The sequence below is a fragment of the Oceanobacter sp. 1_MG-2023 genome (assembly GCF_030689025.1).
Taxonomy (GTDB): Bacteria; Pseudomonadota; Gammaproteobacteria; order Pseudomonadales; family Oceanobacteraceae; genus Oceanobacter.
Map to the genome: position 1 here is coordinate 46004 of NZ_JAUYWA010000019.1, position 24452 is coordinate 70455.

Below are 24452 nucleotides of genomic sequence, written 5' to 3' on the forward strand. Positions count from 1 at the left end.
TCCAGAGCTACGGCATAACAACGCATTGTGTTACCGCTTGATCACTTCGGTAAAGCCAGCGATCGACGGATGCTGCGATATTATTCCAAAGCACGGCACGATCATGACGTCTGTTGAGGTATCCATAGACTGATGACCTTTCAAGAAGTGCGTATTTTGACTATATCAAATAATCAGAGCAGCCATTCAGCAGAAATGTCACGGCTGGTACTTTGGTTTTGTCTTGTTTTTAACGACAGGGCAGCGGCAGGCTGATGATGTGATGAAGTTGGCAAAAAAGCAGGCGTTGCAACCATGCAACGCCTGTTGCAACACCCATTGTTGGGTACTAGCGGATACTGCTGGACCAGTTTGGCAGGTCGGACGCCAGAACAAAGCGGCGGGAATCCAGTGTCAGGCGAACTGCCAGCATAAAGCCGAATTCGTTGAAGTCGGGAGACAGGCCATAAAAGACCCCTCCACCCAGCTGCGCACGCGGGTCGGCTTGCACCATTCCCACCAGTTCAAATCCCATATACATGCCACTGGCTTCGTTATCGGTATAGAACTCCGAGCACAGGCTACTCTCCAGCGGTAACAGAGGGGCGCAGTCTTCCTGGTGCTGCTGATAGCCGAAGCTGATCTTGCCTCTGGCGACAAAGTTGCGTTGTTCCCGTGTCTGGGCAGAGAGTTCACCGCCGTATTTGAACAACTGTTGTGGGCTGAAATAGCCACCATGGCCAATGGTGTATTTGCTCAGGTTTTGATCGAACCGTTGGAAGGTAAAGGTAGGTCCCAGTGTGATCCGTTCCCAGCTATCCCCAGTCCACTGTTTCTGGGCCCTGAGTGAGAATTCCATTTCATCGTTGGAAGCTACCTGTGTACCGGTCAGTGATGCGCTTTTCAGTCCCAACGCCGCACCATAATTATTGCTCAGATCCAGAAAAACCCCTGCCCGGACGCCCTTGCTGCTGACCGCTCCCCAGGCCTCGCCATCGTAGGGGTCATACATTCCGACATAGGAAAGAATTGATTCTTTCACCGAGCGAGAAAACAGTTCGAGATTGATATTGCCGCGCTGCATCTGGAAATCCACCCCCAATGCACCTTCTGTACGGGCGGAGATAGGCGCATTGCTCGGCGTCAGTCCAATGGAGAAATAGGGCGAGACTTTCCCTTCATAGCGGTAATCGAATTTCACATCAACCGCATTGCTGATTTCTGTTGTGGGGGTGTAGCCGTAGTCTTCTTCCTGGCCAGGGTAGTTACCCACCAGAGAATAGTCTTCCAGAGAACCACTGCTCAAATTAACCCCGGAAAGCTGCAAATCAAACATATGGCGGCGATAGCTGAACTCTCCGCTAAGCAACGGCAAACGCTGGGTATCCAATTGACTGGTCCCACTATCGCCGGAGCGGAAATAAAACAGCATGCCCCCCATCAAGCCTGGCGAGCTGACGCCTTTCAGTTCGGGGTATTTGTCCGGCGCTTCATCATAGGCGGTCAGGTAGCGTCCGGTGTTATAGGCTTCTTCACTGTTTTTGACCGTCAGCAACTCCTGCAAGGGGCCGGACTGGTCTTCCGCGGTTTTTTCCAGTTGTACCCGATCGGTATCATACAGGCTGTAATACAGCCCCTGGGCAACGTCTTCAGTCGGGTTCTCACGATAGGCTTTTTCGAACGCCAGGGCGGCGCTGTCCTTGTCACCCATATGGTAGGATGCCCAGCCATACATGGCCTCATCATCCAGACTGCGAGGGGCGTATTGCTCGGCTTCTTTCAGGTAGGCAATGGTGCTTTCATAATCCTCTTCATTAAAGGCCGCACTCGCCCGCTGTGACAGGATACTGCCCAGCATTTCGCTCATCAATGGGTCGCTGATGTTGTTACGCGCCAGTAATTCGGCTTCATCCAGATTCCCGAGACGCCCCTGGATCGTTGCCATGGCACGGGTGGTCTGTTCGGAAGGTGTCCAGTCGTGTGCTCGCTGGAACCATTCTTCTGCCTGAATCAGTTGCTCATCCCGGTACAGTGCCCAGCCAAACATCAGTGCAAAGCCACTGTCGCGCTGCGACATGACTTCTTCTTCAAAGTCTGGAATAGCATCAATGACAACACCGTCATCGCCATCCCGAGCCGCATTCAGAACCCGCGTACGCATCAGTTCCCGCTTCATCAGGGTCAGGTTGCTCTGGCTGATACGATTACTCGTTCGGGTGTCTTCCTGTTCGTACATGGCATCAATTTCTGCCGCTGTCAGCTGCTGTTGCGCCCGGCGGAATGTATTAACACGGGTTTCATCTTCGCGGCAGTCTTTCATCATCGAAAGGTAAATCTGGCGGGTACTGTCCGGATCATCCAGCTCGTAGTAGGCGTCGGCCAGCGTCCAAAGATTGTAGTATTGCTCGCAGGTAAACAAGCCGGGGTCACGCTGGGACAGGTAGACAATACTACGCCAGTCTCCGTTCGCCATGGCCTGATCCAGTTCTTTTTTATTTTTGCCCGCTTCCAGCAATTCCATCATTTTGTCTGGCGGGTTCCATTCTGGCGATATTCTTTTCAGCTCGGTAATCTTGCTATCCATGCGCTGATATTCTTCCATTTGCAGCCATTGCCACAAACGCATTTCTTCCCGCCGTTGCGCTTCAAGCACAGGGTCGGGTGCGGCCTGAACCGGCGTCGTGCGTCGAGGTGCCTGGGGGGCAACCTGGGGCTTGGCCGCTTCAAGTGTTGGCAGATCGTCTTCCAGGATATTGGCTTGTCCGGAAGTACCAATCGCCAGAAACAGAGGCGCTCCATGGGCGGCAGTAAACGGATCTGCTCCTTTTTCTGCCCCCTGCACTAGCTGAGTTGATGAAACTATCAGGCCACCCAGTAGCCAGAAACGAGGTGTCGATAATATCATTTAAGAAATTGCTCCTTATAGGCCACCCGGCTGAGTAACAGCAGGCTGGCGGAATAATAATCCTGACCGTAAATATCTTTGGTAATTGCTGTATTCGGAGCAGCAATCTGACCTTTACTCTGGCCGTTATCAATTGCCCTGTCGGTCAGCTGCCAGATTGCCCGAAAGCCATCCGGGGCGGGATATTCCGCTTCTTCTCCAGACAGGATATCAACCCAGGCCGGCATATATTTGCGTTGACTGGTTTGCTGCCAAAAGGTACGGCTGTTGTGTAACACGTCCGCGTCTTTTTCCCCTGACCACACCAGATACAACGGCAGGCGTATTGCCTCATAACCAAAACGTGGTGGGCGTTTCATGGCAGGAACCGGTGGCGTAATAGCAGTCATTTCAATCCAGTCTGGCGGCAGTTGCCAGCGGCCTCGTGACGCTATCTCGGTTAATTTCTTGCCATCGTCAATCAGAGCTTGCCAGCGGCGGTCTGGCACCAGTTGTGCCAGATCCTGTAAGGCCGGGTACACCCAGTACGACAGGTTAATCTGCCAGCGATTACCATGCTGAAAACCGTATTCGGCGGGCATCAATATTGTGTAAGCCCCCAGCTTCAGGATCAGCTTATCGAGAATATCTACCGTAATCCGTCGCGCCGCTTCATGATAGTCGGGATTATTCCAGCGCTCCGCTCCACGCAGTAAAGCCCAGGCAATCAGTAGATCACCATCGGTGGCATTGTTTTTGTCTTGTACTCCATGGGTAGCAGACCAGTTCCAGGCAAATAGCCGGTCGTCCCGTACTTGCAAGTGTGTGCGGGTCCAGCTCCACAGTTTGCGAAAGCCGGACCGATCACCATAGGCAGCAGCCAGCAACATCGCATAGCCCTGCCCTTCCGAGTGACTGATGCCTTTGTTACCGCTATCCATTACCGCTCCACTGGTTTGTACAAACGCCTGTTTGTACTGTTCCCAGCCATTATCCATCATGGCGACCGATTGACTGGCACCACACACTGCAGCGATTGCTACGCTCAGGTAGCAAAACGCATGTACCAGTCGATGCATTAGTGATGGGTTTCCCTGAAGCGTGTCAGCAACCAACGGATAAACAGGGCAAGCAGCAGCAAGAACAGCAGCAATACGCCGATAAACATCCATGGGTCAGCGGACAAGTGATAGATCAGCCAGTTTGAAAATCTTGGTTGACCGATATGATAGCTCTCTCCCAGAGAGCGGGCGTAAACCTCTTCTTCTCCTGCCTTCCAGGCCGTTACATCCCCTTGCACGTTACTCCAGATTTCCGGGGTAATCAGCTCTCGCGAAGTTGCCAACAAATTCTTGCCGGAGCCAGCGGTGAACAAGGTAACGGTATTGGCGTAGTCGCCCCCCTGGAATTGCATCAGCAAACCGAAATCACCCAGGCCATTCCCCTGCAGGGATGGATTGACATAGTTAAATTCGCGAGCACCGTACTCATCCGCGTTTATCCACAAACGCGAGCCTTCGTAACGCGGCTGCTGACCGGCTTCGGCGGCACGGGCGTATTGCAGCAGGCTTTCTTCACCCAGCTTGATGGGTGCCAGTTTCAACAGATTGGCATCCAGACCTTGTACCGTACCCACAACAATCAGATTGTCGCTATCCAGGCCACTGAGGTCACCAAGGCGGTATTGCAAGTCGGTCGATACATGCCGCATGACTTCTGCCAGCTTGCCCATCAAGGTCCAGGAAGCGGCCAAAACATCAGAATCATTACTGCTCAAACCCACTACGGTCGTTTCACCATCATCGTTATAGCTGTAAGGGTAACCAGTGGTGGCCAGCAATTTCATGTTCGGCATTTCGACATAGCTGTCCAGCCCACTGAATTCAATGGTGGTATCGTCGTACAGGGTAAAGAGCAAGTTGGCATCATTACGCAGTTGGCACTCAGCCGAGCTGTCGGTCATCATCCGAGCCGCAAACGTCAGGGTATTCATACCTGGCTTGAGCGACCGGGTCGGAATCGTAATCGTGTGACGACGAACCGCTTCGCCTTCAATTTCGCTGAGGCGAACCACGTTTTCAAAACGACCGTTAATAAAGATATTGAATACCGAATCACCCCGCATGCCAGCGCCATAAGCAAAATGCAGGTTCAGATCCACACTGCTGGTCTCTGCCACATAAGTGTCTGGTGGAAGCATGATCCCTACATCAACACTACCGCCTCCAGCACCACTCATGGTGGTGGTTTCGTAACCAAAATCATAGAGCCGGTAGGTCGTATTCTGGGACACCATATTGGAGGCCGCAAAACGTGGCAGGTGATCCATTTTCAAACCATTGAAATTGGCTACTGCCTGGTCGGGCAGAGGAAAATTCATGTAACCAAGAATACGTGCGGCAATCGCCACGTCTTCTGCCTGGATGCCGGAAACCACCATAATAAAGTGCTGGGGGTCTTCATCCATGGGGAACACGCCAAGGTAAGGGCCAGAAACTGTGCTCGACCAGCGGCTACCCAACATTTGCTGCAAGTCGGCCTGGGTTCCGATGATGATGGCATCACGTCCACGTAACGGTTTCTGATCAAGGTATGGGAACTGGTAATTTTTCAGACGCTTTTGGTCGGAGGTATTTTTATACTGTAATACTTCATGGAAGATTTGTGGCGTTTTGTATTCCAGATGCACCGCCGCAGCCTGAGATACCATGGCCCCCCAGGTTGCGTAGTCAGACGTCGGGAATACCGGTGTAGCCACGGTCAGTTGGTAATCACCCAGCCAGCGTTGATCAAACAGCGAGTCAATCTCTGACAGTTTCGGGTTTACCTTGGCCAGCTCACCTTCAAACTTTACATAAGAATTCTGGGTATCCAGCTGTGACCACAGCTCTGGAGCGTCCGGGTCTTCACAGTTGGATTCGTAATGCTGAACGATATTAAAAGAGATCAGGTTATACCCCGATTTGAAACGCTTGCTGGGCAGACGAATATCAGCGATCCCTTCCGGGCGAGCCGGGTTCAGCGGTATTTGGGCAACCACACTTTCATTCAGTTTGACAACCAGTTGTGAGCGCTCACCAATCAGGGCGATCGAGTTGACGTATTCCAGATGCAGTACCACCTTGTCTGGCACCATCCGTTCAGACAAAGGAATGTAGACCGGGAAAATTGTTTGGGTACCACGCAAGTCAATAGGGTTGGTTTGCCCAACCAGCTTGGCCAGTGTCATGGTATTCGGCGGCAATGCCGCATTGCTGGCCCCCAGAGCCAGGGTTGTCCAGCTCAGTAAACCAGCCCCTAGAAGCGTCATTAACCAAGCGCGAAATAAAGACTGAATCATGTTGTCACTTTTCCCGTTACTTAAATGGTACGAAACACAGCATTCACAGCGCTGCCTGTGGTTCCGTTCGATTTTTCTGTTAGCCATGCACTGGCCAGATATCAAGCGCCACGCAACTTGCGCCGCATGGCCGCCATGGTATCAATCCATAGTTGCCGAAAATGTGCCGCGGAACTGCGTGCCCCGGAACTGAACAGAAACCAGAGAGTTTCTCTGACGGTACATGTTGGCATCCGCGCTGCCCGTTCCTTGACCCATAATTCACTGTCACCGTAAACAAGCGCCACCAACTGACGCTTGTGATCCAACTCATGCAGATCCACCTTGATACCAATAACAACACTGTCATCAGGTTTATGGACCGTAGCGATAACTGAGCCTGGCAAATTCACTTCCGCTTCCATGGCGGCACTGTAAGCACGCACCACCAGCTCTTGCCCGGTCAAATTCATATTCAGTTTCTGGAATACACTGCCCTTGATGCGAACACCCAGGCCACCGGAAGACATATCAACAATAGTAGCAGGGACTGACTTGCCATTCACAATCACGCGAGCAGCAATATCGGCATTAACCCTGGGTTCCTGACGCCGCTGCTTCAATTCATACAGGGCTCCGATTGCACACACCATCAGTGACAGGTTAAAAGCCTCCCAGAACATGGTGATCAGAATCACATCGCTGTCTTGTGGAATCACCTGCAAACGGATAAATCCAGCCGTTAACGAGGCCAGGTTAAAGGCCAGCAACCAGTAAAACGGCCCGGCAAGCGAGGTAATAAAGTTCTCATCCATGAACTCCCCTTTTGGCGTTACCGCAAACTCCGGTGAACGAGGGCTTTTGATTACTTCAAGAATCGCGGGCAGGGAATACAGGGACTGCATCAACTCATACAATTCCGACACCAGGGCCCAACGGTATCGACCAAACAGGAAGTCGGTCACGATCAGGGCACCCATCAAGTGCGGCAAGGCATAGGAAAAGAACTCGGTCATGTTGGCGTCGTAGATTTTCAGGCCAAAAAACAGGTACGCCGATGGTGCAACCAAAAAGGTAGCCCGCGCAAACGGGAAGAACCAGAACCCGGAGCTACTGGTGTAACACAGCCTTTGCCAGGGTTTTAATCCTTTAAAAAACAAAGGGTTTTTCAGCATGAAGATCTGCACCATGCCTTGCGCCCAACGCATCCGCTGCACCACAACCCGGAATAGGTTTCAGGCTGCAAGCCAGCAATCATAGGGCGGTTGACATAAGCACTACGGTAACCTTTGGCATGCAGCAAAAACGCGGTTTCTGCATCCTCGGTAATGGAATCCCCGGAAATACCACCCACTTCCAGCAGGTATTTTCGACGAATAAGTGCGGCAGAGCCGCAGAAGAAAGAGGAGTCCCAAAAATCCAGACCTTCCTGGATAACCCCGTAAAACATCTCGTTTTCCCCCGGCATTTTACCGTAGGTCTGGAGGTTTTTTTCCACCGGGTCAGGGTTGATAAAAAAGTGGGGGCTTTGCACCAAAAACATCTTGGGATCATTGATCATAATACCGACCATGCGCTCAAGAATATCTCGGGTCGGTACGTGGTCGGCATCCAGAATCAGAATGTGTTCGCCGTTGGTTTTTTCCAGGGCCGCGTTAATATTACCGGCCTTGGCATGGTTGTTCTTTTCCCGGGTCAGGTAGGTCGCGCCGATACGCTCGCACATAGCCTTCAGAGTGTCGTAACGTTCCTGGGAGCTGCTAGCACGCTCAGGGTCTTCAGAATTCCGGCGGCCGACGGTACCACCATCATCCAGCAAGCAAACGTTCAACTTGTCTGCGGGATATCTGACTTGCAGGGCAGCCAGCAGGGTAATTTCCAGCATTTCCTGGGGTTCGTTATAGCTGGGAATAAAGATATCGACGGATGGTATTTTATCCGGGTCGTCCGGCAGAGGAATATGCTCGCGTTTCCTGCCTTGTATATTTACAAAACTCCCCAGGAAGGAAATAATAATGCCGTATATCTCAGCCATAAAAAGAATAAGCATACAAACAAAGCTGAGCAAATCGTAATAGGTGATTGTTTCCTGCTGGCGCCAGGCAAAATAGCGCATGGAAACAAAAAAAGCAGTAATAAGAATAAGAATCCGGAGCAATCGTTGCACTTCAATCGAGCCATTGTTTCTTATGACCCGGCTTTCAAAAAAGCGCAAGAGAATAACGACGCCCACCATGCTGTAGGCCAGGACCGCTTGAGACGCAACATCCACGCGCAGCTGGGAGATGTACAGGCTGAGAAGGATAACGAGCACTCCTCCTCCGCCCATCAACCAGCCTCGTGCACGATCCGACAAATCAATCTTCATGAAATCCCCGAATAATCGTTGACGGGCAGCTGCTGCCAGGCCAACGAGACAATATTTACATCATGACCATGCACTGTCATTTTTTTGTACACATATGAGTTAAAATAGATCAGAGACATGACAATTGCAAAGCAACAATAGACGAAATGGCCACATCCCCTGTTTTTTTATATATGCATTGACGAAGTACAATTTATCAGATTGGCATGTAATCACAAATATTCATGACGCCACCCTGGCTATCTGCATTCGTAACCCTGTGTTTTATCACAGCCCACCAGGCAAACCGTGCCTGAACCACCGCCTTGCCTGACAGAATACCGCCCGGAACAACAACCAGCGCTGCCCTGTTACGGTAAAATCAGACTCACCATGCTGGCGTATTTGGACGGCACAGGAAAGCTCATGCCTTGTCCATATTCATGCAGCAGCATTGAGAGCCAGCGACGTGATGTGATGATCCGTTCAAATGCAATGTGGGTACGGCCATTTTTTGTCTCCAGTCGATACCCTTCCAGGCAGATCCGTACGGATTCTGTTTCGCCTTCCAGTAACAGCGTCACCTGGATATTGCGCTGCTGTTTGTCCAGTTCGATATGCTCTACCGCTCCGGCACCGACCAGTTTTTTCTCGATCAGGGCCGTTAGTCCCTTGTTAATCATGCTGCCCAACACGCTGATACCACTCCGCTGAAAAACGCCCATCATACCTGATGCTGCCACGATTGGCAGATGCCTGATGACGTTATTCAACCTCTGTAAATGCTACTTCCGACCAGCCTCCAGCCCGGATAATCCCGCAGCCATCACAACCTCATGGCTCGCTACCGGGTTTGAAAACCCTGGTTTCCCAGTGTGCAGTCTTTGACAACTGTCAACTTCAAACGAATATTTCAAGTGCACAGCCAACACGACAGAAACATTTGTCTCGTTTAGATGTATAATTTCAGCAATTAACATCCAATGCCGGAGTTTTCCAGAACGAACCGTGCACCATGCTGTCAGCTCTAATACAACGTTTGATAGCTGGGTGCAACTGGTGTTTATCCCCGCTGGCTTGAGCGAGTGGTAACAATATACATTAGTAGCAGTCCTTGAGAGGACAGTTGTACGGATTCCGCAGTCTGTGTATAAAGCCCCGGCTCTGCATCAACTTACCCGACCACCTGTCTAACTGTAATATCTATATGGTTTTGGGGCGGCAGGCCAAAAGCCTGGGAGTTGATCGCAACAGGAATACCGGCATTCCCGGATTCCTGATAAAACGACTTTCTGATCAAAAGGCGAAATCGTAATGACTACACAACAGGTCGATGTACTCCTGGTTGGCGGAGGAGTGATGAGTGCGACCCTGGGTACGCTGCTAAGCAAGCTCGATCCAACGCTCAAACTCATGATGGTAGAACGTTTGGATCATGTCGCTCATGAGAGTACCGATGGATGGAACAACGCAGGTACCGGTCACGCTGGTTACTGTGAACTCAACTACACCGCAGAAGATGCCAACGGTAATGTGAGCATCGATCGGGCATTAACCATCAATGCCAATTTCGAACTGTCGCTCCAGCTCTGGAGCTACCTGGTCGAAACGGGAGGTCTCCCACAACCCACGCAATTCATCAACACCACGCCCCACATCAGCTTTGTATGGGGTGAAAAAAACGTTGCATTCCTGCGTCAGCGTGCAGAAAAACTGTCCGCTCACCACTTGTTCAAAGACATGGAATACAGCGAAGACCCAGAAGTACTGAAGCAGTGGATACCACTGGTGATGAACGGCCGCGATGCCAATGAGAAAGTTGCGGCGACCCGTATTGCCTACGGTTCTGACGTTGATTTCGGCTCCCTGACTCGCAACCTGGTTCAGCAGCTGGAGCAACAGGACAACTTCAATCTGCTAGTGAACCATGAAGTGGTTGATTTCGAACGTCACCAGCAAGAAAAACGCTGGACGGTGGCACTGCGAGACCGTCAGTCTGGCAAAACCAAAACCGTCAATACCGGTTTTGTTTTTCTTGGCGCCGGTGGTGGTTCCCTGCCACTGCTGCAGGCTTCAGGTATCGAAGAAGCAGAAGGTTATGGCGGCTTCCCGGTCAGTGGTCAGTGGCTGGTCTGCAAAGACAAGAAAATTGTCTCGCAGCATCATGCCAAAGTGTATGGCAAAGCAGCCATCGGTGCTCCTCCGATGTCGGTTCCCCACCTGGATACCCGAATTATCAACGGTGAACCCGCCTTGTTGTTCGGTCCTTATGCCGGGTTCACTACCAAATTCCTGAAAGCTGGCTCCAAGCTCGACCTGATCAAATCCGTTAGTACCAACAATCTGTTTCCAATGATGTCGGTTGGTATCCATAACATGGATCTGACCAAGTACCTGATCAGTGAAGTGATGCAATCCCACGATAACCGGGTAGAAACATTACGCGGCTACTTCCCTGAGTGCCAATCCAGCGACTGGACACTCGCCCACGCCGGACAACGTGTGCAAGTCATCAAGAAAGACGCCAATGGCAAAGGGAAACTGGAGTTTGGTACCGAACTGGTATCTGCTGCGGATGGCTCTCTGGCGGCCCTGCTGGGAGCATCTCCAGGTGCATCGGTTGCAGCTTATGCCATGCTGGAAGTTCTGGAAAAATGTTTTGCCGACAAAATGACCGGCGCCTGGCAGGACAGGTTAAAAACCATGATTCCATCCTATGGCCAGTCTCTGATCGAAGACAGCGAACTGCTGGAGCGTGTACGCCAACGCACATTAAGTACGCTTGAACTGAAGCCATAAATACAGCGTCAGCATCATCACGTCACAAAAAAGCCCCTCGCCTGAAGGGGCTTTTTTTGTGACTCTCCCCCTTCCCTCTTCATACCCGGTGGACCATATTGCAATAACAGGCAATGGAATCTGCACAACCACCGCATCAAGCACACCAGGCTAAAAACTCCAGTAAACCGCCCTTTTATTCACAACCACTTATCTTTTATTTACAGCCGCTTGTCCTTTATTCACAGCCGCTTGTCTTCTTTTTAAGCATTTTCCACGTTATCCCTAAAAACAAGCCTCAGCCAGGATCGATATAAGATAAATAAACAAAGTGACAGTTCTAACAAAACCTACACTCAACCCAACATTTTAGGACCAGATAAAACAAATCCTTGAATTACTGTCACCAGAATAATCACCGCTCGTCACGCCTGCCCTGGATATAGGGTCAACTTGTGTCATCAAGCCCACGAACAATACCTATCTTTATATTTGGGAGTGAGTTTGCCAGCCATACAGAGACATGGCATATTCGCCGCCATCAGCCACCTACGGCTGGAGTGAATGGTTTGAAAAGGAGTATGAACCATGATTATGTCTTCACATGCCCTCCCGGCTACATACACGTCTGGCCACCATTCATCAGGCTTCACCCTGATTGAGTTGATGATCACCCTTGCTGTATTTGCCATCGTTATGTTCGCCGCGGTGCCATCCCTCACCAGCTTTATGAGCCGCTCTGAACTGACAGCTGAGACCAATCGGTTTATGGGAGCTCTGGTTCTTGCCCGCACTGAAGCGGTCAAACGTAATACCCATGTCGCACTATGCCCCAGTAACGACCAGACCAGTTGTAACTCCACCTCCTGGAGCGATGGCTGGATCACCTTCCAGGATACCAATGGCGACGGTACGCTGGCGTCAGACAATAGCGAAGAAATCATCAAATACGCCGACGCGGCTTCCAACGTCAAGATCTATCCGGATACAAACTTCAGCAAGGTCATTCGCTACAAGACTGATGGAAATATCAACAATAGCCCCGGCGAGATTGTTATTTGTTCCGAGCAAGCACCTGCCGAAGTCAATGCCCGCGAAATCGAAATATCCTCCGGTGGCCGCCCCAGTATTACTGCCACCCAAAAAACCAACTGCTGATGGAGACAGGTATGTTTTCAACACTGCATTCCGTCGAACCCGTACCTTACCGACAGTCCGGCTTTGGACTGATTGAAGTACTGGTATCTATCGTGATTGTGTCCATTGGCCTGCTCGGACTGGCCGGACTACAAACCCGGGCCTTACAAGAAAACAACGCTGCCTATCTGCGTTCCCAAGCCGGCATTCTGGTCTACGACATGTTCGAGCGCCTGCGTTCAAACAGCCAGGGAGCGGCCAGTGACAACTACAACACCGCAACAACCAGTACGACCGATGACACCCTGGCGGCTACAGACCTGCTGGACTGGAAAAGTGAAATCAGCCGTACCTTGCCCAATGGAGCCGGGGTTGTTTCTTGCACCACTGACAGCACGGTAGCGACCACGACCTGCAACGTCAGTATCAGCTGGGATGACGTTTCGGTCATCAGCGATAACAGCGGTGACGATGACGACAAAGACGATGGCCGCACACTCACCATCAATATGGTCGCAGTATTATGAGATTTGAAACGGTAACAGTCGGAAAAACACACGGCTTTTCTCTTGTTGAGCTGATGATTGTCCTGGTATTGGACGCAGTCATAATCGCTGGGGTTTTTTCAGTATTCCAGAGTAATCAGGCGGTCTACCGGACCAACGATGCCATGTCGCGCTTACAAGAGAATGTCCGCATTTCCTACGACTACTTGTCCAGGGAAATCCGCATGGCGGGTTCAGGTTATTCCTGTCTCAGCAGTATCGATGCGGTCAACAACGTATTGAACAATGCCACTGATTTTGACCAACAGTTCGACACTATTGTCCGGGGTTATGACAACACCGAAGACAACCTCCCAAGCGAATTTTCGAGCAAGGTCAAAGATGGAACCGACGCACTGGTAGTACGAGGCTCCTACGGTACAGGTGCCAAACTGGAAAGTGCCATGGACAGTAGCACTGCAGTCCTCAGCACCACTGTCATGGACCCAACTCCTTTTGGTACCGGGGATATTGTCGTTATTACCGACTGCCGAACCGCATCGATTTTCCAGGTCACCAGTTATACCGACAGTACCGGCGAAACCGTACATGATGCCGGTGGCAGTACAACACCAGGCAATGCAACCAGTAGCTTCCCTTATGCTTATCCGGTCGGCTCATCGGTTATCAAGGTCCGTACCACCAGTTATTACGTCGGCACCAACGAAGACGGTAACAGCGCCCTGTTTGTACGCAATACAGATGAAGGCAGCGCGGAAACCTATGAAATAGTCGAAGGGATTGCTGATATGCAACTGGAATATGCCGTAGACACCAATAGTGACGGATATCCGGACGATTATAAAACCGCCGCCGATATCTCAACCAGCCAATGGGATCAGGTTATCAGTGTACGGGTCAGCCTGTTAGCAGAAAGTCTGGAAGATAACGTCACCGAAACGCCAACACCGTATCAGTTTTACCAGCGCGATAAAGACGATCTCCTGGAAGACATAACGCCAACAGATCGAAAAATTCGCCGTAGCAGTAATTTTGTTGTCGCGATTCGCAGTCGCGTCAGTAATACATAAAGTCATTCATCTGACAGAGCAATAAAGGTATAGCAAGATGTTATTCCACAAGGCAGTGGCCCTTCGGCAGCAAACAGCAGCGATATCCCCCCGACCCCACCAATCCGGGTCCGCGCTTATTATCAGTATTGTTCTCCTGTTAATACTGACCATTACGGGTATTTCAGCGGTGCAATCCACCACATTGGAAATCCGTATGGCATCCAATAACGAAGACCGCAATCGGGCATTCCAGGCAGCAGAATATACCCTGACCCAGGCCAAGCAATACGTCACCACACTGGTTGAGAACGGAGAAATCGACACAACGTTTGGTGTAAAAAACGGCCTGTATCAAACCCTCACCATTTCCGATGACGGTGCAGGCAGCGCCGATTGTGATACCTCCACCCCTTGGCTGACTCAAAGTGCCCAGTGGGATGACGATGATTCGGTCAGCCTGTATGAATATGACAGCAGCACAAAAACAGCACTGTCTGCCCTGAATTTATCCCAATCGCCACGTTTTATGATCGGCTTCGACAACGATACCGATACATCCAGCCCTTGCTACTCCAGCACCGATGCCGAGGGTTACTCCAACAGCATAGGCAGTACTGGGGCTGCTTATCAGGCTGACCGTTTTACCATCACTGTTGCAGGCTACGGTTCTCAACCATCCACTCGTGTGCGGTTACAAGCCGTTTACAGCATCCTGCACTAGGAGCCTTACCGATGAAATCACTCCAATATCTTGCTCATTTGTGTGTACTTGCTTCTTTTACTCATCAGTCACTGGCCGGAGCCTGCTATCCGACGACCTCAACCTCCGTCGGAGGCGCTGCCTTTTCTGTGCTGGAAGATGGCACCATCAGCATTGGCTCAGAGGGAGATTCTAAAACCTGTCAGGTCACCTTTTCAGGCAGTTCCAATGTTAACGTTGTCAGCGACGATCTTTACCAGGCAGATCCGAGTAAAACGGATTGTGGCCTGACTGCCAGCGATACAACACTGGATCATCTGACCCTGCCCACTTTTTTAACCACCAGTAGTTCTTCTATTTTCAGATACAAAAATAGTGGTGATACCTTTCAATACCCGAGCAACTGGTATCGTCTTGATAACAGTAAAACCCAGTTTTGCGTCAATGGTACTTCGCCTTGCACCACAGATATTGGTTATAACACCCCAGACGATGAGGTAGCCAGTTATCTCCTTAGCATTCAAAACAGCGGCAGTACCTATACCGCTGTATTTGATAACCGACAGGGCAGTGAATGGCAGGAAATAGAAGGAGGTACTGGTAGCCAAGGAGAAATTTATTTTAACTATGCCGTCACAACACCCGAGACTCCTTACCGTATCAACTACCTGAATATATCCAACACCGATGTTATCTATTTTGAACCTGGTAGCTACTATATTAACAAGATGTACTTGGCCGACCGAGTAACCATCGAGGTCGCCATGACAGAAGAGGATGGCAGTGCAGCAGGTGATGGCAGCGGCGTTGTAAAACTGTACTTGTATGATGGCACATCCATCATAGGTAACGGCGCTTGTATCAATGTCGCCGGTTGTGAACCTGGTAATCCAGATGAGCGTGATGACATACAATACCCAGAACGCCTATATATATCCGTATACACCGGTGATTTTACAATTAATGACCAGGCTCAGGTTGCTGCGGGTATCTATATTGATGACGGCACTCTTGAAATAAAAGCCAACTCTGGAACCTACTTTGTCGGAGAAGCCTTGGCATCCGATATCCAGGTAGGAAACAATTCGGGCGTGGAATATTCCTACCAAGATACCGGTATGTTTACGGAACTGTATATTGATTCGGAAGCTGAATCGGTAACACCAAATGATGGCATCTACAGTCTCGCATCTCCTGCAGTCAACCCGTCCTCCAATATTGGTGATCTGTCGTATATTCCTTATCAGACCGATGATACAACCGATGTCTCCTCGACAGACAGCCTGACAATGGACACAACATCAGACTATTACGGTACCGGTATTACCGGCCACCTGATGGCCTTTCCGCTTACTTCCAGTGGCACCAGCAGCACCGCAAGCTGGGATGCCAACGACCAAATGACCACCGACCTGCGTGAAGAACGTCTCTGGTCAACGGATGCTTCTGGCAACCTGGTGAAATTTGCCAACCTGGACGATGCTGCCTTTGGGACTCTGTCGGATTTGGCCACAGAAACAATCATAAATTACACCATCACCCCCAATTATGCAGATGGCGATTATCTGGGCGACCGGGATTCAGGTTCATGGATCGGAGCCCCCTATACTACTCAGCCTGTGATACTCGGTGAGACGGTTATTTTTCATACCGATGATGGTTTTGTCTACGCCATTGACAGTAGTAGCGGCGAACTCCAGTGGGGCTTTATGCCTCGACCTCTGGTTTCCTACCTGGATGATTACAGCAGTTTTTACACCCAGCATTATATGGAAGGTCAAATTGCCACGATTGGTGATGATATTGTGGTTGGGTCAGCCAAAGGTGGAGCCCTTCACTATGCCCTCAAGCTGAGCTCCAGTGGCGGGCTCAGCAGCGTACTCTGGGTTGAAGAAAGCGGCGGCGACAACCCTCACCGCCCCATCACATTTACCAATAATGATAAACAATATGCCCTCTATGTCACCAACAGTACCGACATAGTCGTGCAAGAGCTGACTTCAGGCGCCTCTCAAAAAGTGTATGACGTATCATCCAAAACCAGCCAAATCACTTCCCTGCCGCTGGCTTACCAGTACTACAGCAGTGATGGCAGCAGCAACAAACAAAATATTGAAGTCTCGTTTGGTGATAACGAAGGTAATGTCTACAGCGCTTTGGTCGTTAATAATGGCTCACTGAAAAACAGCCCATCCTGGTCCAAGGTAGGTAACGTGGGCACCTCATCCACTGTGGAAAAAAGTGTGCTCTGGTTACAATCTGCCACATTAGCCGGAGATGATTATCTGGTGGCCCAAACCACAGAACGTATGAAAGTCTTCCGCTTGCCCGCCGCAGAAACCAGCTGGCAATCCGACTGGATCAGCATGGTAGGTGAGTCTGGCTACTGGAATGACAGCGGTACCAGCTACACCAAGGAAACCGATCACAGCAACAACTATGAGCATATCCAGCTACTGGAAGACGACGTTACCATTACCGACCAGGTTGAGATTGCAGCCAGTGTGATTTTCCTCCCTCTGCAACGGGATACCGAAGAGAGCTGTGATGCTTATTACTACTTGTATGATCTCGACACTGGCCTGTTTCCGAGCAATGTATTGCATAACGATGCCACCGTGGATGGCAGCAATGTCAATATAGGAACAGGGAAGGCATACACACCGACTGTTGTGGTGATTGGCGATACCATCACATTACAGGGGCACAGTAGCGAAAACACCACTACCGATCTGGGGATCGACAATGCATTTACATTCACCACTGGTAACCAAGGCTGGTCTGGCTGGAGGGAGCTGCTTGATGAATAACACCCAATACGCCGCTAGCCGCGGCGTTACGCTGATCGAACTAATGGTCACCATAACGATTATTGGTATTTTGTTTGTTGTTGGTATTCCCAGCTACAACAACTATGTCGTCAAAACCAACCGTAACGCGGCGGCTTCCTGCTTACTGGAGGTATCCCAGTCGCTGGAAAAACGTTATGCCGCAGCAACGGCCTATACGGGTGATACACCAAGCAACAGCTGTATCAGTGGTGTCAGCGACAGTTACACCATCAGCTCTAGTCTTGAAACCCATGCTTTCACGCTCAAGGCAACACCAACCGCCAATCAGAAAGACTGGGCCTGTGGCATCCTGACCTACAACCAGGCAGGAAACAAAGGCCTGGAAGCCCATAACGGAGTAACCGGTACGACCGACCTCTGCTGGTAATTGCGATGCACAAAAAACGGCGCCGAAGCGCCGTTTTTTGTGGGTACTCAACCGAGTAACATCATACTGACCGGTTATGCACCAAAGTAGCTGATCATCACACCAGCAGCCACCGCCGAGCCGATCACACCAGCAACGTTCGGACCCATGGCATGCATCAACAGAAAGTTCTGGGGATTAGCTTCCAGTCCTACCTTGTTGGAGACTCGCGCCGCCATCGGTACTGCTGATACCCCTGCAGAACCAATCAGTGGATTGATTGGATCCTTGGATACCTTGTTCATGATTTTGGCCATAACAACACCGGTAGCGGTACCAACACAGAATGCCAGCATTCCCAATACCAGAATGCTCAGGGTATCCAGATTCAGGAACTTGTCTGCGCTCATCTTTGAGCCGACGCCCAACCCCAAAAAGATAGTCACCACGTTGATCAAGGCATTCTGGGCAGTATCACTGAGACGATCCACCACACCAGACTCCTTCATCAGATTACCGAAGCAGAACATACCCAGTAAAGGAGCTGCAGAAGGAAGCAACAAGGCAACCAGAACCAACAAGGTAATCGGGAAGATAATCTTCTCGGCCTTGCTGACCGTGCGTAATTGCACCATCTGGATTTTACGCTCTTCCACTGAGGTCAGTGCCTTCATGATCGGTGGCTGGATCATCGGAACCAGAGCCATATAAGAATACGCTGCCACGGCAATCGCACCCAACAACTCAGGCGCCAGCTTCGATGCAATAAAGATCGAGGTTGGCCCATCCGCACCACCAATAATACCGATCGCAGAAGCCTGCTGCATGGTGAAGTCCATCACCCCGATATCCGTAAAGAAGGCAGCCCCAAACAGGGTACCAAAAATACCAAACTGGGCCGCAGCACCAAGCAACAGGGTTTTCGGGTTAGCCAGCAACGGACCAAAATCCGTCATTGCCCCGACACCCATAAAGATCAGTAGCGGAAACAGCCCGGTTTCAATACCGGCATGGTAGATGTAGTACAACAGACCAGCCGGAGCATCCAGGTGACCATGCGCATCAAATACCGGCGGCGCATAAAAACCAGCCCCGGGAATATTGACAAAAATGGTCCCCACCGCGATTGGTAGCAGTAGTAATGGCTCAAACTGAAACTTTGGATGTATGGCCAAAAACAGCAGCAAGCAACCAATCAGGATCATGGCACCCTGGCCAAGCTCCATCTGATACAAGCCGCTGTCATGCCACAGGTTAATCAAGCTTTCCATTCAGGCACTCCTTACGCGAGGTTGTACAGAGTGTCGCCCACTTTCACTGACACACCTTCTTTGGCTGAAACACCGGTCACCGTACCTGCTCGAGGAGCACGCACTTCGGTTTCCATCTTCATGGCTTCCAGAATCACGACAACATCGCCTTCTTCCACCTGATCGCCAGTATCAACCAACACCTTCCAGACATTGCCAGACAAAGGCGCACAGACAGGATCACCATCACCGGATGCCGCAACCTCACCCGCTGTGGATGCAGCACCACCCATACTCAGCGGCGCTCCATTAACAGCGGCCAGATGCGTAACATCGCCACCATCATCCACTTTCACCACATAATCGTTACCATCAACGGAAATGGTGAAGGTATCTTCTGCATCACCTTTTGGAACCGGTTCAAATGCATCCGGATTGCCACGATTTTCGAGGAATTTCGGCGCAATCTGAGGGAACATGGCATAAGTCAGCGCGTCATCAATCTTGTCGGCTGCCAAGGTAATACCCTTGTCAGCGGCCAGCTTGTCGACGTTGGCGATCACCTTGTCCATCTCGTTTTCAATCAGGTCTGCAGGGCGACAGGTAATCACTTCCTTGCCATCCAGTACCTTGGCCTGCAACTCGGCATTCATCGGGGCCGGAGCTGCACCATATTCCCCTTTCAGAATACCTTGGGTTTCTTTTGAAATGGACTTGTAACGCTCACCCGTCAGTACATTCAAAACCGCCTGCGTCCCGACAATCTGGGATGTCGGTGTTACCAGAGGAATAAAGCCCAAATCCTCACGCACTCGTGGAATTTCGGCCAATACCTCGTCAAACTTGTCCGCAGCACCCTGTTCGCGCAACTGGTTTTCCATATTGGTCAGCATGCCACCGGGCACCTGAGCAACCAGAATCCGGCTGTCGGTGCCTTTGAGAGCGCCTTCGAACCTGGCGTATTTTTTACGCACAGCACGGAAGTACGCGGCAATTTCTTCCAGCAACAACAGGTCGATACCGGTATCACGCTCAGTGCCAGCCAATGCCGCTACAACGGATTCTGTCGCGGTATGACCATAGGTCATGGACATGGAAGAGATGGCGGTATCCACGCGGTCAATACCGGCTTCCACGGCTTTCAGGATCGTCATATCCGACAAACCGGAGGTTGCATGGGCATGCAGCTGAACTTCCAGATCCGTCTGGGCTTTCAGCTTGCTCACCAATTCAAAGGCAGTATAGGGCGTCAGTACCCCGGCCATATCCTTGATCGCAATGGAATCGGCGCCCATGTCTTCGATTTGCTTGGCAAGACTGACCCATGATTCCATGGTGTGGACGGGGCTGGTTGTATAGGACAAGGTTCCCTGCGCATGTTTGCCTTGCTTTTTGACTGCCTTGAGAGCGGTTTCCAGGTTACGTGGATCGTTCATCGCGTCAAAGACGCGGAACACATCCACTCCGTTGGTCGCTGCCCGCTCAACAAATTTTTCGACCACATCATCAGCGTAGTGGCGATAGCCCAGCAGGTTTTGCCCCCGTAGCAGCATTTGATGCGGCGTTTTGGGCATGGCTTTCTTGAATTCGCGAATGCGATCCCAGGGGTCTTCTCCCAGAAAACGAATACAAGAGTCAAATGTTGCACCCCCCCAGGATTCCAGCGACCAGTAACCGACCTGATCGAGTTTTTCAGCAATCGGCAGCATATCGTCGATACGCATGCGAGTCGCCAGAATGGATTGGTGCGCGTCGCGTAACACGACGTCGGTGATTCCGAGTTTTTTAGAATCGGTCATGGATGATGGCCTTTTCTTCCGATAACGTTGTTAACGTTTTGGTTATTATGATTCGTGCACTACTTTTGGCGTGCACGATGTTCCTTGACCGCTGCTGACAGTACTTTCAGCAATTGCGGATCCACTCCCTGAGACTGGGGTCGTTTTTTTGCCGGTGTCGGCACAACCACTTCCTCGGGAGCATATTTATTTACCAGCTTGGACATGAATCCGGTAACAAATACCAGCATTGTCAAAAAGACAAATACCGTACCCATACCAAAAAACATCAATTCCAAACCTTGCGTGACGAGTCCTGGCTCAGACATGCAAGCGGCTCCTATTTAGTAATAATTTTTACGGACAGCGACGTGTTTTCCCATAAATTCTCACCAGAATAACCCGTGTTTATAGTGGGAATAACCGAATAAGACTACTTTAAAAGGACTAACGCTTTCAACTGCGCCAGATTGCGCAAAACGGCAGACAACCTCCAAATTGAGGCTCCAAGCTACTGATATCAGTAGTATTTCTGAAATCTATATCGACTATAGCCTGGACAAATAGTCAAATTGACACATTCCACCGTGATATACGGCCAAAGTAGAGGGCAAAAAACTTGACGCTAACACCAGACAATGATCAATTCGCGTCCAATTTCTAGCCAATGCCCTTCCTCTCCAGCGAGTTCCGCCATGTTGCCATTTGACCCCGACAGTTCCCTTTATATTGCGTTAGCACCCATGGAGGGATTAATGGATTTCCATTTACGGGAAATATTAACGGCCGTAGGAGGCATTGATCACTGCGTAACGGAATTTATTCGCGTTAGCCAAACGGTATTACCCAATCGAGTCTTTTTGAAATATTGTCCGGAACTGGCCCAGGGTGGAAAAACACTGGCAGGTACACCGGTACATATTCAACTATTGGGTAGTGACCCTGAGTTGATGGCCGCCAATGCGGCACGGGTCGCTGCACTTGGAGCACCCGCTATTGACCTTAACTTTGGCTGTCCAGCCAAAACTGTCAACCGCAGTCAGGGAGGTGCCGTGTTGCTGCAGTATACTGAACGCCTGTATGCCATCACCCGGGCCGTACGCGACGCGGTACCGGATCATATCCCCGTCAGTGCCAAGATGCGCCTGGGTTATACCGACAAGACCCTGGCCGTTGACAATGCCCAGGCATTGGCCTCAGCCGGTATCCAATGGCTCACCGTTCATGCCCGCACCAAAACCGAAGGCTACAAGCCACCAGCGTGGTGGCAATGGATTGCGGAGATCAAGCAAGCCCTCGACATTCCAGTATTAGCCAATGGCGAGATCTGGACACCCGACCAGGCACAAGCCTGCCAACAACAGAGCCAGTCACGGCTATTGATGATTGGTCGAGGTCTGGTCGCAAAGCCGGATCTGGGCCTGCAAATCAGGGCACAACAGCAGGGAATTCCCTATCAGGCAATGAAGTGGCAAGACTATCTGACGCTGTGCTATCAGCTGGCAGCACGACTTGAACATCTGGAAGACAAGCAACTCACCGACCGAATGAAACAGTGGCTACATTATTATTCACTGCAATCAGCCGAAATGAGCGCTGTTTTTCAAGCCGTCAGACGTCATCGTAGCCGCCGTGATTTTTTTGCCGCGATGGCATCCTGGCAGCCGGCCTGATTCTGATAGTGCCCAGGTATTGCTCCGATACAAACAATCAAATGCTCAGCCAGGCGCCAGAATGGCTATGATGGTGGTACAGAAATGATCAGACACTCAGGTATTGATGGCAAAAGCTGCTGCAGACCAGATAAGCTTTCACCTGAAGCAGGTCATGTACTCAATAGTTGAACCAATTTGGTAGCTTGATCAATATTTTGAACGGGTCACTCTGTCATACTCATGATTATTGAGCTGTCAGTCAGGCAACAATGACTGTAACTGAACTTGTTGTACCCACTTATTTTACCGTTTGCACCAGGGAGAACATTATGAGCATCAATATTGGCATCAGTGACAGCGATCGTCAGGCCATTTCAGAAGGTTTGGGACGATTACTGGCTGACACGTACACTCTGTACTTGACCACTCACAACTTTCACTGGAATGTCACCGGGCCAATGTTCAACAGCCTGCATGTGATGTTCATGACGCAATACACCGAACTCTGGAATGCCGTTGATCCTATCGCGGAGCGTATCCGCTCTCTCGGTCATGCGGCTCCAGGGTCTTATGCCCAGTTTGCCGAACTGGCCTCACTGCCGGACGCTCCGGCTGTTCCACCCAAAGCGATGGAGATGGTAGCCATTCTGGCTCAGGGTCATGAATCTGCTGCCCGTACCGCCAGAAGCCTGTATGAACTGGTTGGTGCCGCCAACGATGAGCCAACAGCTGATCTGTTAACCCAACGTCTGACCGTGCATGAACAAACGGCCTGGATGTTACGTTCACTGCTGGAAGACTGATACTCTGATCAGGTGTTTCAAACGATACGGCCTGCTGGTGTGTACCGGCGGGCCACTTTCCAGACAACAAACACATCGGTATACCAATCAAAACATTGTCATTTTTAATCCAGAGTCACAATTGTCACGTAATACCTACCAAACAACACCCCCTGCTTATTTCAACTTGAAAAACAAGTTGTTTGTGGAAATTATTTGTTACTTTATCCATTCTAAAAGTTCTTTTATGATCCCGGCTTCGGATTTAGTCTTGCGGTCTGTAAGACGATTTATCGACGCAACTATTGATTTGTCAGCAGCGCGGGCCACTGCCTGACAAGCGCCAGCGGAGTCTGGTGGCCTCAATACTGATAATAAGATCAAAGGAATGCTATCAGGAGAAAGCGTTAAGTAGTCGTTTCGAGTGTCGCCGTTCCTATACAGACCCCAAAAGCTTCCACATAGAGAAGCATCTCAACAGAAAACCTGCACTCGAATCCGAGTGCGGGCAGCCAGGTAGCGCAGACACCTAGGAGTTTTATATATGAGCGATGCGGACATCGTGTTTCAAAGCTACGGCCGTAGCTGCAACAACATTATCTTCTTTGAAGACTTTTATGACATATTCATTGGCAAGTCACACGACATTCGGGAGATCTTCAAAAACACCAACATGGAAGCCCAACGCGCCTTGCTGCGTAGTGGCATCTTGTGGCTGGTGATGCATTCCCGTGGCATGTCAGACACCAAAATCCGGGCGCTGGGAAAGAGCCACAGCCGTGCTGAAATGAATATCAACCCGATGTATTACAGCCTCTGGCTGGATGCCTTGATGGAAACCCTGGCTCGTCATGACCCTCAGTTTTCACCAGAGCTGGAAGCAACCTGGCGTCGTACTCTCAAACCCAGTATTGATATGATCAAGAGCATGTACTAATCAAAAACGTATCTGATATATCTTATTGATCCAACTGTTAGTCTTGACCTCCTCACAGGTTTAAAAGCAGTCTTTAGGGGACATCTATTTAATCCGGTGCTCACTCTGGGCTACCGGATGGTTTCGAATCACGAAGCCGACTTGCAGGCC

Annotated in this window: 19 protein-coding genes and 1 pseudogene; 11 read left to right on the top strand and 9 right to left on the bottom strand. The window is 50.5% G+C overall.

The window, feature by feature from the left end; all coding sequences use genetic code 11:
* Window positions 1-328: 328 nt before the first annotated feature.
* The 6 genes from Q8W22_RS12435 to Q8W22_RS12460 all read right to left on the bottom strand — a co-directional run bounded on the left by Q8W22_RS12435 (window position 329) and on the right by Q8W22_RS12460 (window position 9257).
* Window positions 329-2884 carry a cellulose synthase subunit BcsC-related outer membrane protein gene (locus Q8W22_RS12435; RefSeq protein WP_305452509.1) on the bottom strand — a complete coding sequence of 852 codons (2556 nt, stop codon included), beginning with the start codon at window positions 2882-2884 and terminating at the stop codon, window positions 329-331.
* Entirely contained in the window at window positions 2881-3942 is a 1062-nt protein-coding gene (locus Q8W22_RS12440; RefSeq protein WP_303434770.1) for a glycosyl hydrolase family 8, read from the bottom strand. The genes Q8W22_RS12435 and Q8W22_RS12440 overlap by 4 nt, the downstream gene beginning before the upstream one ends.
* Entirely contained in the window at window positions 3942-6203 is a 2262-nt protein-coding gene (locus Q8W22_RS12445; RefSeq protein WP_303434772.1) for a cellulose biosynthesis cyclic di-GMP-binding regulatory protein BcsB, read from the bottom strand. The genes Q8W22_RS12440 and Q8W22_RS12445 overlap by 1 nt, the downstream gene beginning before the upstream one ends.
* A 101-nt stretch (window positions 6204-6304) precedes the next feature.
* On the bottom strand, window positions 6305-7390 hold the full coding sequence (locus tag Q8W22_RS12450; RefSeq protein WP_305452511.1) for a PilZ domain-containing protein: 1086 nt from the start codon (window positions 7388-7390) through the stop codon (window positions 6305-6307).
* The gene (locus tag Q8W22_RS12455) at window positions 7351-8550 is read right to left on the bottom strand and encodes a glycosyltransferase (RefSeq protein WP_305452512.1); all 1200 of its coding nucleotides are present in this window, start codon (window positions 8548-8550) and stop codon (window positions 7351-7353) included. The genes Q8W22_RS12450 and Q8W22_RS12455 overlap by 40 nt, the downstream gene beginning before the upstream one ends.
* Window positions 8551-8900: 350 nt before the next feature.
* Entirely contained in the window at window positions 8901-9257 is a 357-nt protein-coding gene (locus Q8W22_RS12460) for a hypothetical protein (RefSeq protein ID WP_305452513.1), read from the bottom strand.
* A 586-nt stretch (window positions 9258-9843) separates the two neighbouring features.
* On the opposite strand from Q8W22_RS12460, the gene mqo reads away from it, so the two are divergent.
* The 8 genes and pseudogenes from mqo (at window position 9844) to Q8W22_RS12495 (ending at window position 17921) form a co-directional block, all read left to right on the top strand.
* Window positions 9844-11328, top strand: coding sequence for a malate dehydrogenase (quinone) (mqo, locus tag Q8W22_RS12465; protein ID WP_305414941.1), 1485 nt, complete (start codon window positions 9844-9846; stop codon window positions 11326-11328).
* Window positions 11329-11895: 567 nt separating this feature from the next.
* Entirely contained in the window at window positions 11896-12465 is a 570-nt protein-coding gene (locus Q8W22_RS12470) for a GspH/FimT family pseudopilin (RefSeq protein ID WP_305452519.1), read from the top strand.
* Window positions 12466-12476: 11 nt separating this feature from the next.
* Complete coding sequence (pilV, locus tag Q8W22_RS12475) at window positions 12477-12971, top strand: type IV pilus modification protein PilV (protein WP_303434824.1); 495 nt, start codon at window positions 12477-12479, stop codon at window positions 12969-12971.
* Window positions 12968-13060 (top strand): annotated as a pseudogene (locus tag Q8W22_RS16715) (prepilin-type N-terminal cleavage/methylation domain-containing protein); the annotation flags it as partial. The gene pilV and the pseudogene Q8W22_RS16715, both read left to right, overlap by 4 nt.
* 54 nt (window positions 13061-13114) lie before the next feature.
* Complete coding sequence (locus Q8W22_RS12480; protein WP_305452521.1) at window positions 13115-14020, top strand: PilW family protein; 906 nt, start codon at window positions 13115-13117, stop codon at window positions 14018-14020.
* Window positions 14021-14057: 37 nt separating this feature from the next.
* On the top strand, window positions 14058-14723 hold the full coding sequence (locus Q8W22_RS12485) for a PilX N-terminal domain-containing pilus assembly protein (protein ID WP_305414937.1): 666 nt from the start codon (window positions 14058-14060) through the stop codon (window positions 14721-14723).
* A gap of 11 nt (window positions 14724-14734) precedes the next feature.
* On the top strand, window positions 14735-17512 hold the full coding sequence (locus Q8W22_RS12490) for a hypothetical protein (protein WP_305452523.1): 2778 nt from the start codon (window positions 14735-14737) through the stop codon (window positions 17510-17512).
* Window positions 17505-17921 carry a type IV pilin protein gene (locus tag Q8W22_RS12495; RefSeq protein ID WP_305452524.1) on the top strand — a complete coding sequence of 139 codons (417 nt, stop codon included), beginning with the start codon at window positions 17505-17507 and terminating at the stop codon, window positions 17919-17921. Before Q8W22_RS12490 ends, Q8W22_RS12495 begins: the two co-directional genes overlap by 8 nt.
* 74 nt (window positions 17922-17995) lie before the next feature.
* Here the strand turns inward: Q8W22_RS12495 and Q8W22_RS12500 are convergent, their stop codons facing one another.
* From Q8W22_RS12500 to Q8W22_RS12510, 3 genes are read right to left on the bottom strand one after another with little or no spacing between them, the layout of a single operon-like run.
* The gene (locus Q8W22_RS12500) at window positions 17996-19171 is read right to left on the bottom strand and encodes a sodium ion-translocating decarboxylase subunit beta (protein WP_303434830.1); all 1176 of its coding nucleotides are present in this window, start codon (window positions 19169-19171) and stop codon (window positions 17996-17998) included.
* 11 nt (window positions 19172-19182) lie between these two features.
* The gene (gene oadA, locus Q8W22_RS12505; protein WP_303434831.1) at window positions 19183-20949 is read right to left on the bottom strand and encodes a sodium-extruding oxaloacetate decarboxylase subunit alpha; all 1767 of its coding nucleotides are present in this window, start codon (window positions 20947-20949) and stop codon (window positions 19183-19185) included.
* Between the two features lie 59 nt (window positions 20950-21008).
* Entirely contained in the window at window positions 21009-21257 is a 249-nt protein-coding gene (locus Q8W22_RS12510; RefSeq protein WP_305414932.1) for an OadG family protein, read from the bottom strand.
* A 414-nt stretch (window positions 21258-21671) separates the two neighbouring features.
* Here Q8W22_RS12510 and Q8W22_RS12515 point away from each other — a divergent pair, with 414 nt between their 5' ends.
* The 3 genes from Q8W22_RS12515 to Q8W22_RS12525 all read left to right on the top strand — a co-directional run bounded on the left by Q8W22_RS12515 (window position 21672) and on the right by Q8W22_RS12525 (window position 24302).
* Window positions 21672-22601: a tRNA dihydrouridine synthase gene (locus Q8W22_RS12515; protein WP_370693295.1), complete on the top strand. Its 930-nt coding sequence runs from the start codon at window positions 21672-21674 to the stop codon at window positions 22599-22601.
* Window positions 22602-22912: 311 nt separating this feature from the next.
* Window positions 22913-23386 carry a Dps family protein gene (locus Q8W22_RS12520; protein ID WP_303434834.1) on the top strand — a complete coding sequence of 158 codons (474 nt, stop codon included), beginning with the start codon at window positions 22913-22915 and terminating at the stop codon, window positions 23384-23386.
* A 523-nt stretch (window positions 23387-23909) separates the two neighbouring features.
* Complete coding sequence (locus Q8W22_RS12525) at window positions 23910-24302, top strand: globin (RefSeq protein WP_305414929.1); 393 nt, start codon at window positions 23910-23912, stop codon at window positions 24300-24302.
* The last annotated feature ends 150 nt before the right edge of the window (window positions 24303-24452 follow it).

Coding starts and splice junctions, on each gene's coding strand:
- Q8W22_RS12435 (WP_305452509.1), bottom strand. CDS start 2,884: ATGATATTATCGACACCTCGTTTCTGGCTACTGGGTGGCCTGATAGTT.
- Q8W22_RS12440 (WP_303434770.1), bottom strand. CDS start 3,942: ATGCATCGACTGGTACATGCGTTTTGCTACCTGAGCGTAGCAATCGCT.
- Q8W22_RS12445 (WP_303434772.1), bottom strand. CDS start 6,203: ATGATTCAGTCTTTATTTCGCGCTTGGTTAATGACGCTTCTAGGGGCT.
- Q8W22_RS12450 (WP_305452511.1), bottom strand. CDS start 7,390: ATGCGTTGGGCGCAAGGCATGGTGCAGATCTTCATGCTGAAAAACCCT.
- Q8W22_RS12455 (WP_305452512.1), bottom strand. CDS start 8,550: ATGAAGATTGATTTGTCGGATCGTGCACGAGGCTGGTTGATGGGCGGA.
- Q8W22_RS12460 (WP_305452513.1), bottom strand. CDS start 9,257: ATGATGGGCGTTTTTCAGCGGAGTGGTATCAGCGTGTTGGGCAGCATG.
- mqo (WP_305414941.1), top strand. CDS start 9,844: ATGACTACACAACAGGTCGATGTACTCCTGGTTGGCGGAGGAGTGATG.
- Q8W22_RS12470 (WP_305452519.1), top strand. CDS start 11,896: ATGATTATGTCTTCACATGCCCTCCCGGCTACATACACGTCTGGCCAC.
- pilV (WP_303434824.1), top strand. CDS start 12,477: ATGTTTTCAACACTGCATTCCGTCGAACCCGTACCTTACCGACAGTCC.
- Q8W22_RS12480 (WP_305452521.1), top strand. CDS start 13,115: ATGTCGCGCTTACAAGAGAATGTCCGCATTTCCTACGACTACTTGTCC.
- Q8W22_RS12485 (WP_305414937.1), top strand. CDS start 14,058: ATGTTATTCCACAAGGCAGTGGCCCTTCGGCAGCAAACAGCAGCGATA.
- Q8W22_RS12490 (WP_305452523.1), top strand. CDS start 14,735: ATGAAATCACTCCAATATCTTGCTCATTTGTGTGTACTTGCTTCTTTT.
- Q8W22_RS12495 (WP_305452524.1), top strand. CDS start 17,505: ATGAATAACACCCAATACGCCGCTAGCCGCGGCGTTACGCTGATCGAA.
- Q8W22_RS12500 (WP_303434830.1), bottom strand. CDS start 19,171: ATGGAAAGCTTGATTAACCTGTGGCATGACAGCGGCTTGTATCAGATG.
- oadA (WP_303434831.1), bottom strand. CDS start 20,949: ATGACCGATTCTAAAAAACTCGGAATCACCGACGTCGTGTTACGCGAC.
- Q8W22_RS12510 (WP_305414932.1), bottom strand. CDS start 21,257: ATGTCTGAGCCAGGACTCGTCACGCAAGGTTTGGAATTGATGTTTTTT.
- Q8W22_RS12515 (WP_370693295.1), top strand. CDS start 21,672: ATGGAGGGATTAATGGATTTCCATTTACGGGAAATATTAACGGCCGTA.
- Q8W22_RS12520 (WP_303434834.1), top strand. CDS start 22,913: ATGAGCATCAATATTGGCATCAGTGACAGCGATCGTCAGGCCATTTCA.
- Q8W22_RS12525 (WP_305414929.1), top strand. CDS start 23,910: ATGAGCGATGCGGACATCGTGTTTCAAAGCTACGGCCGTAGCTGCAAC.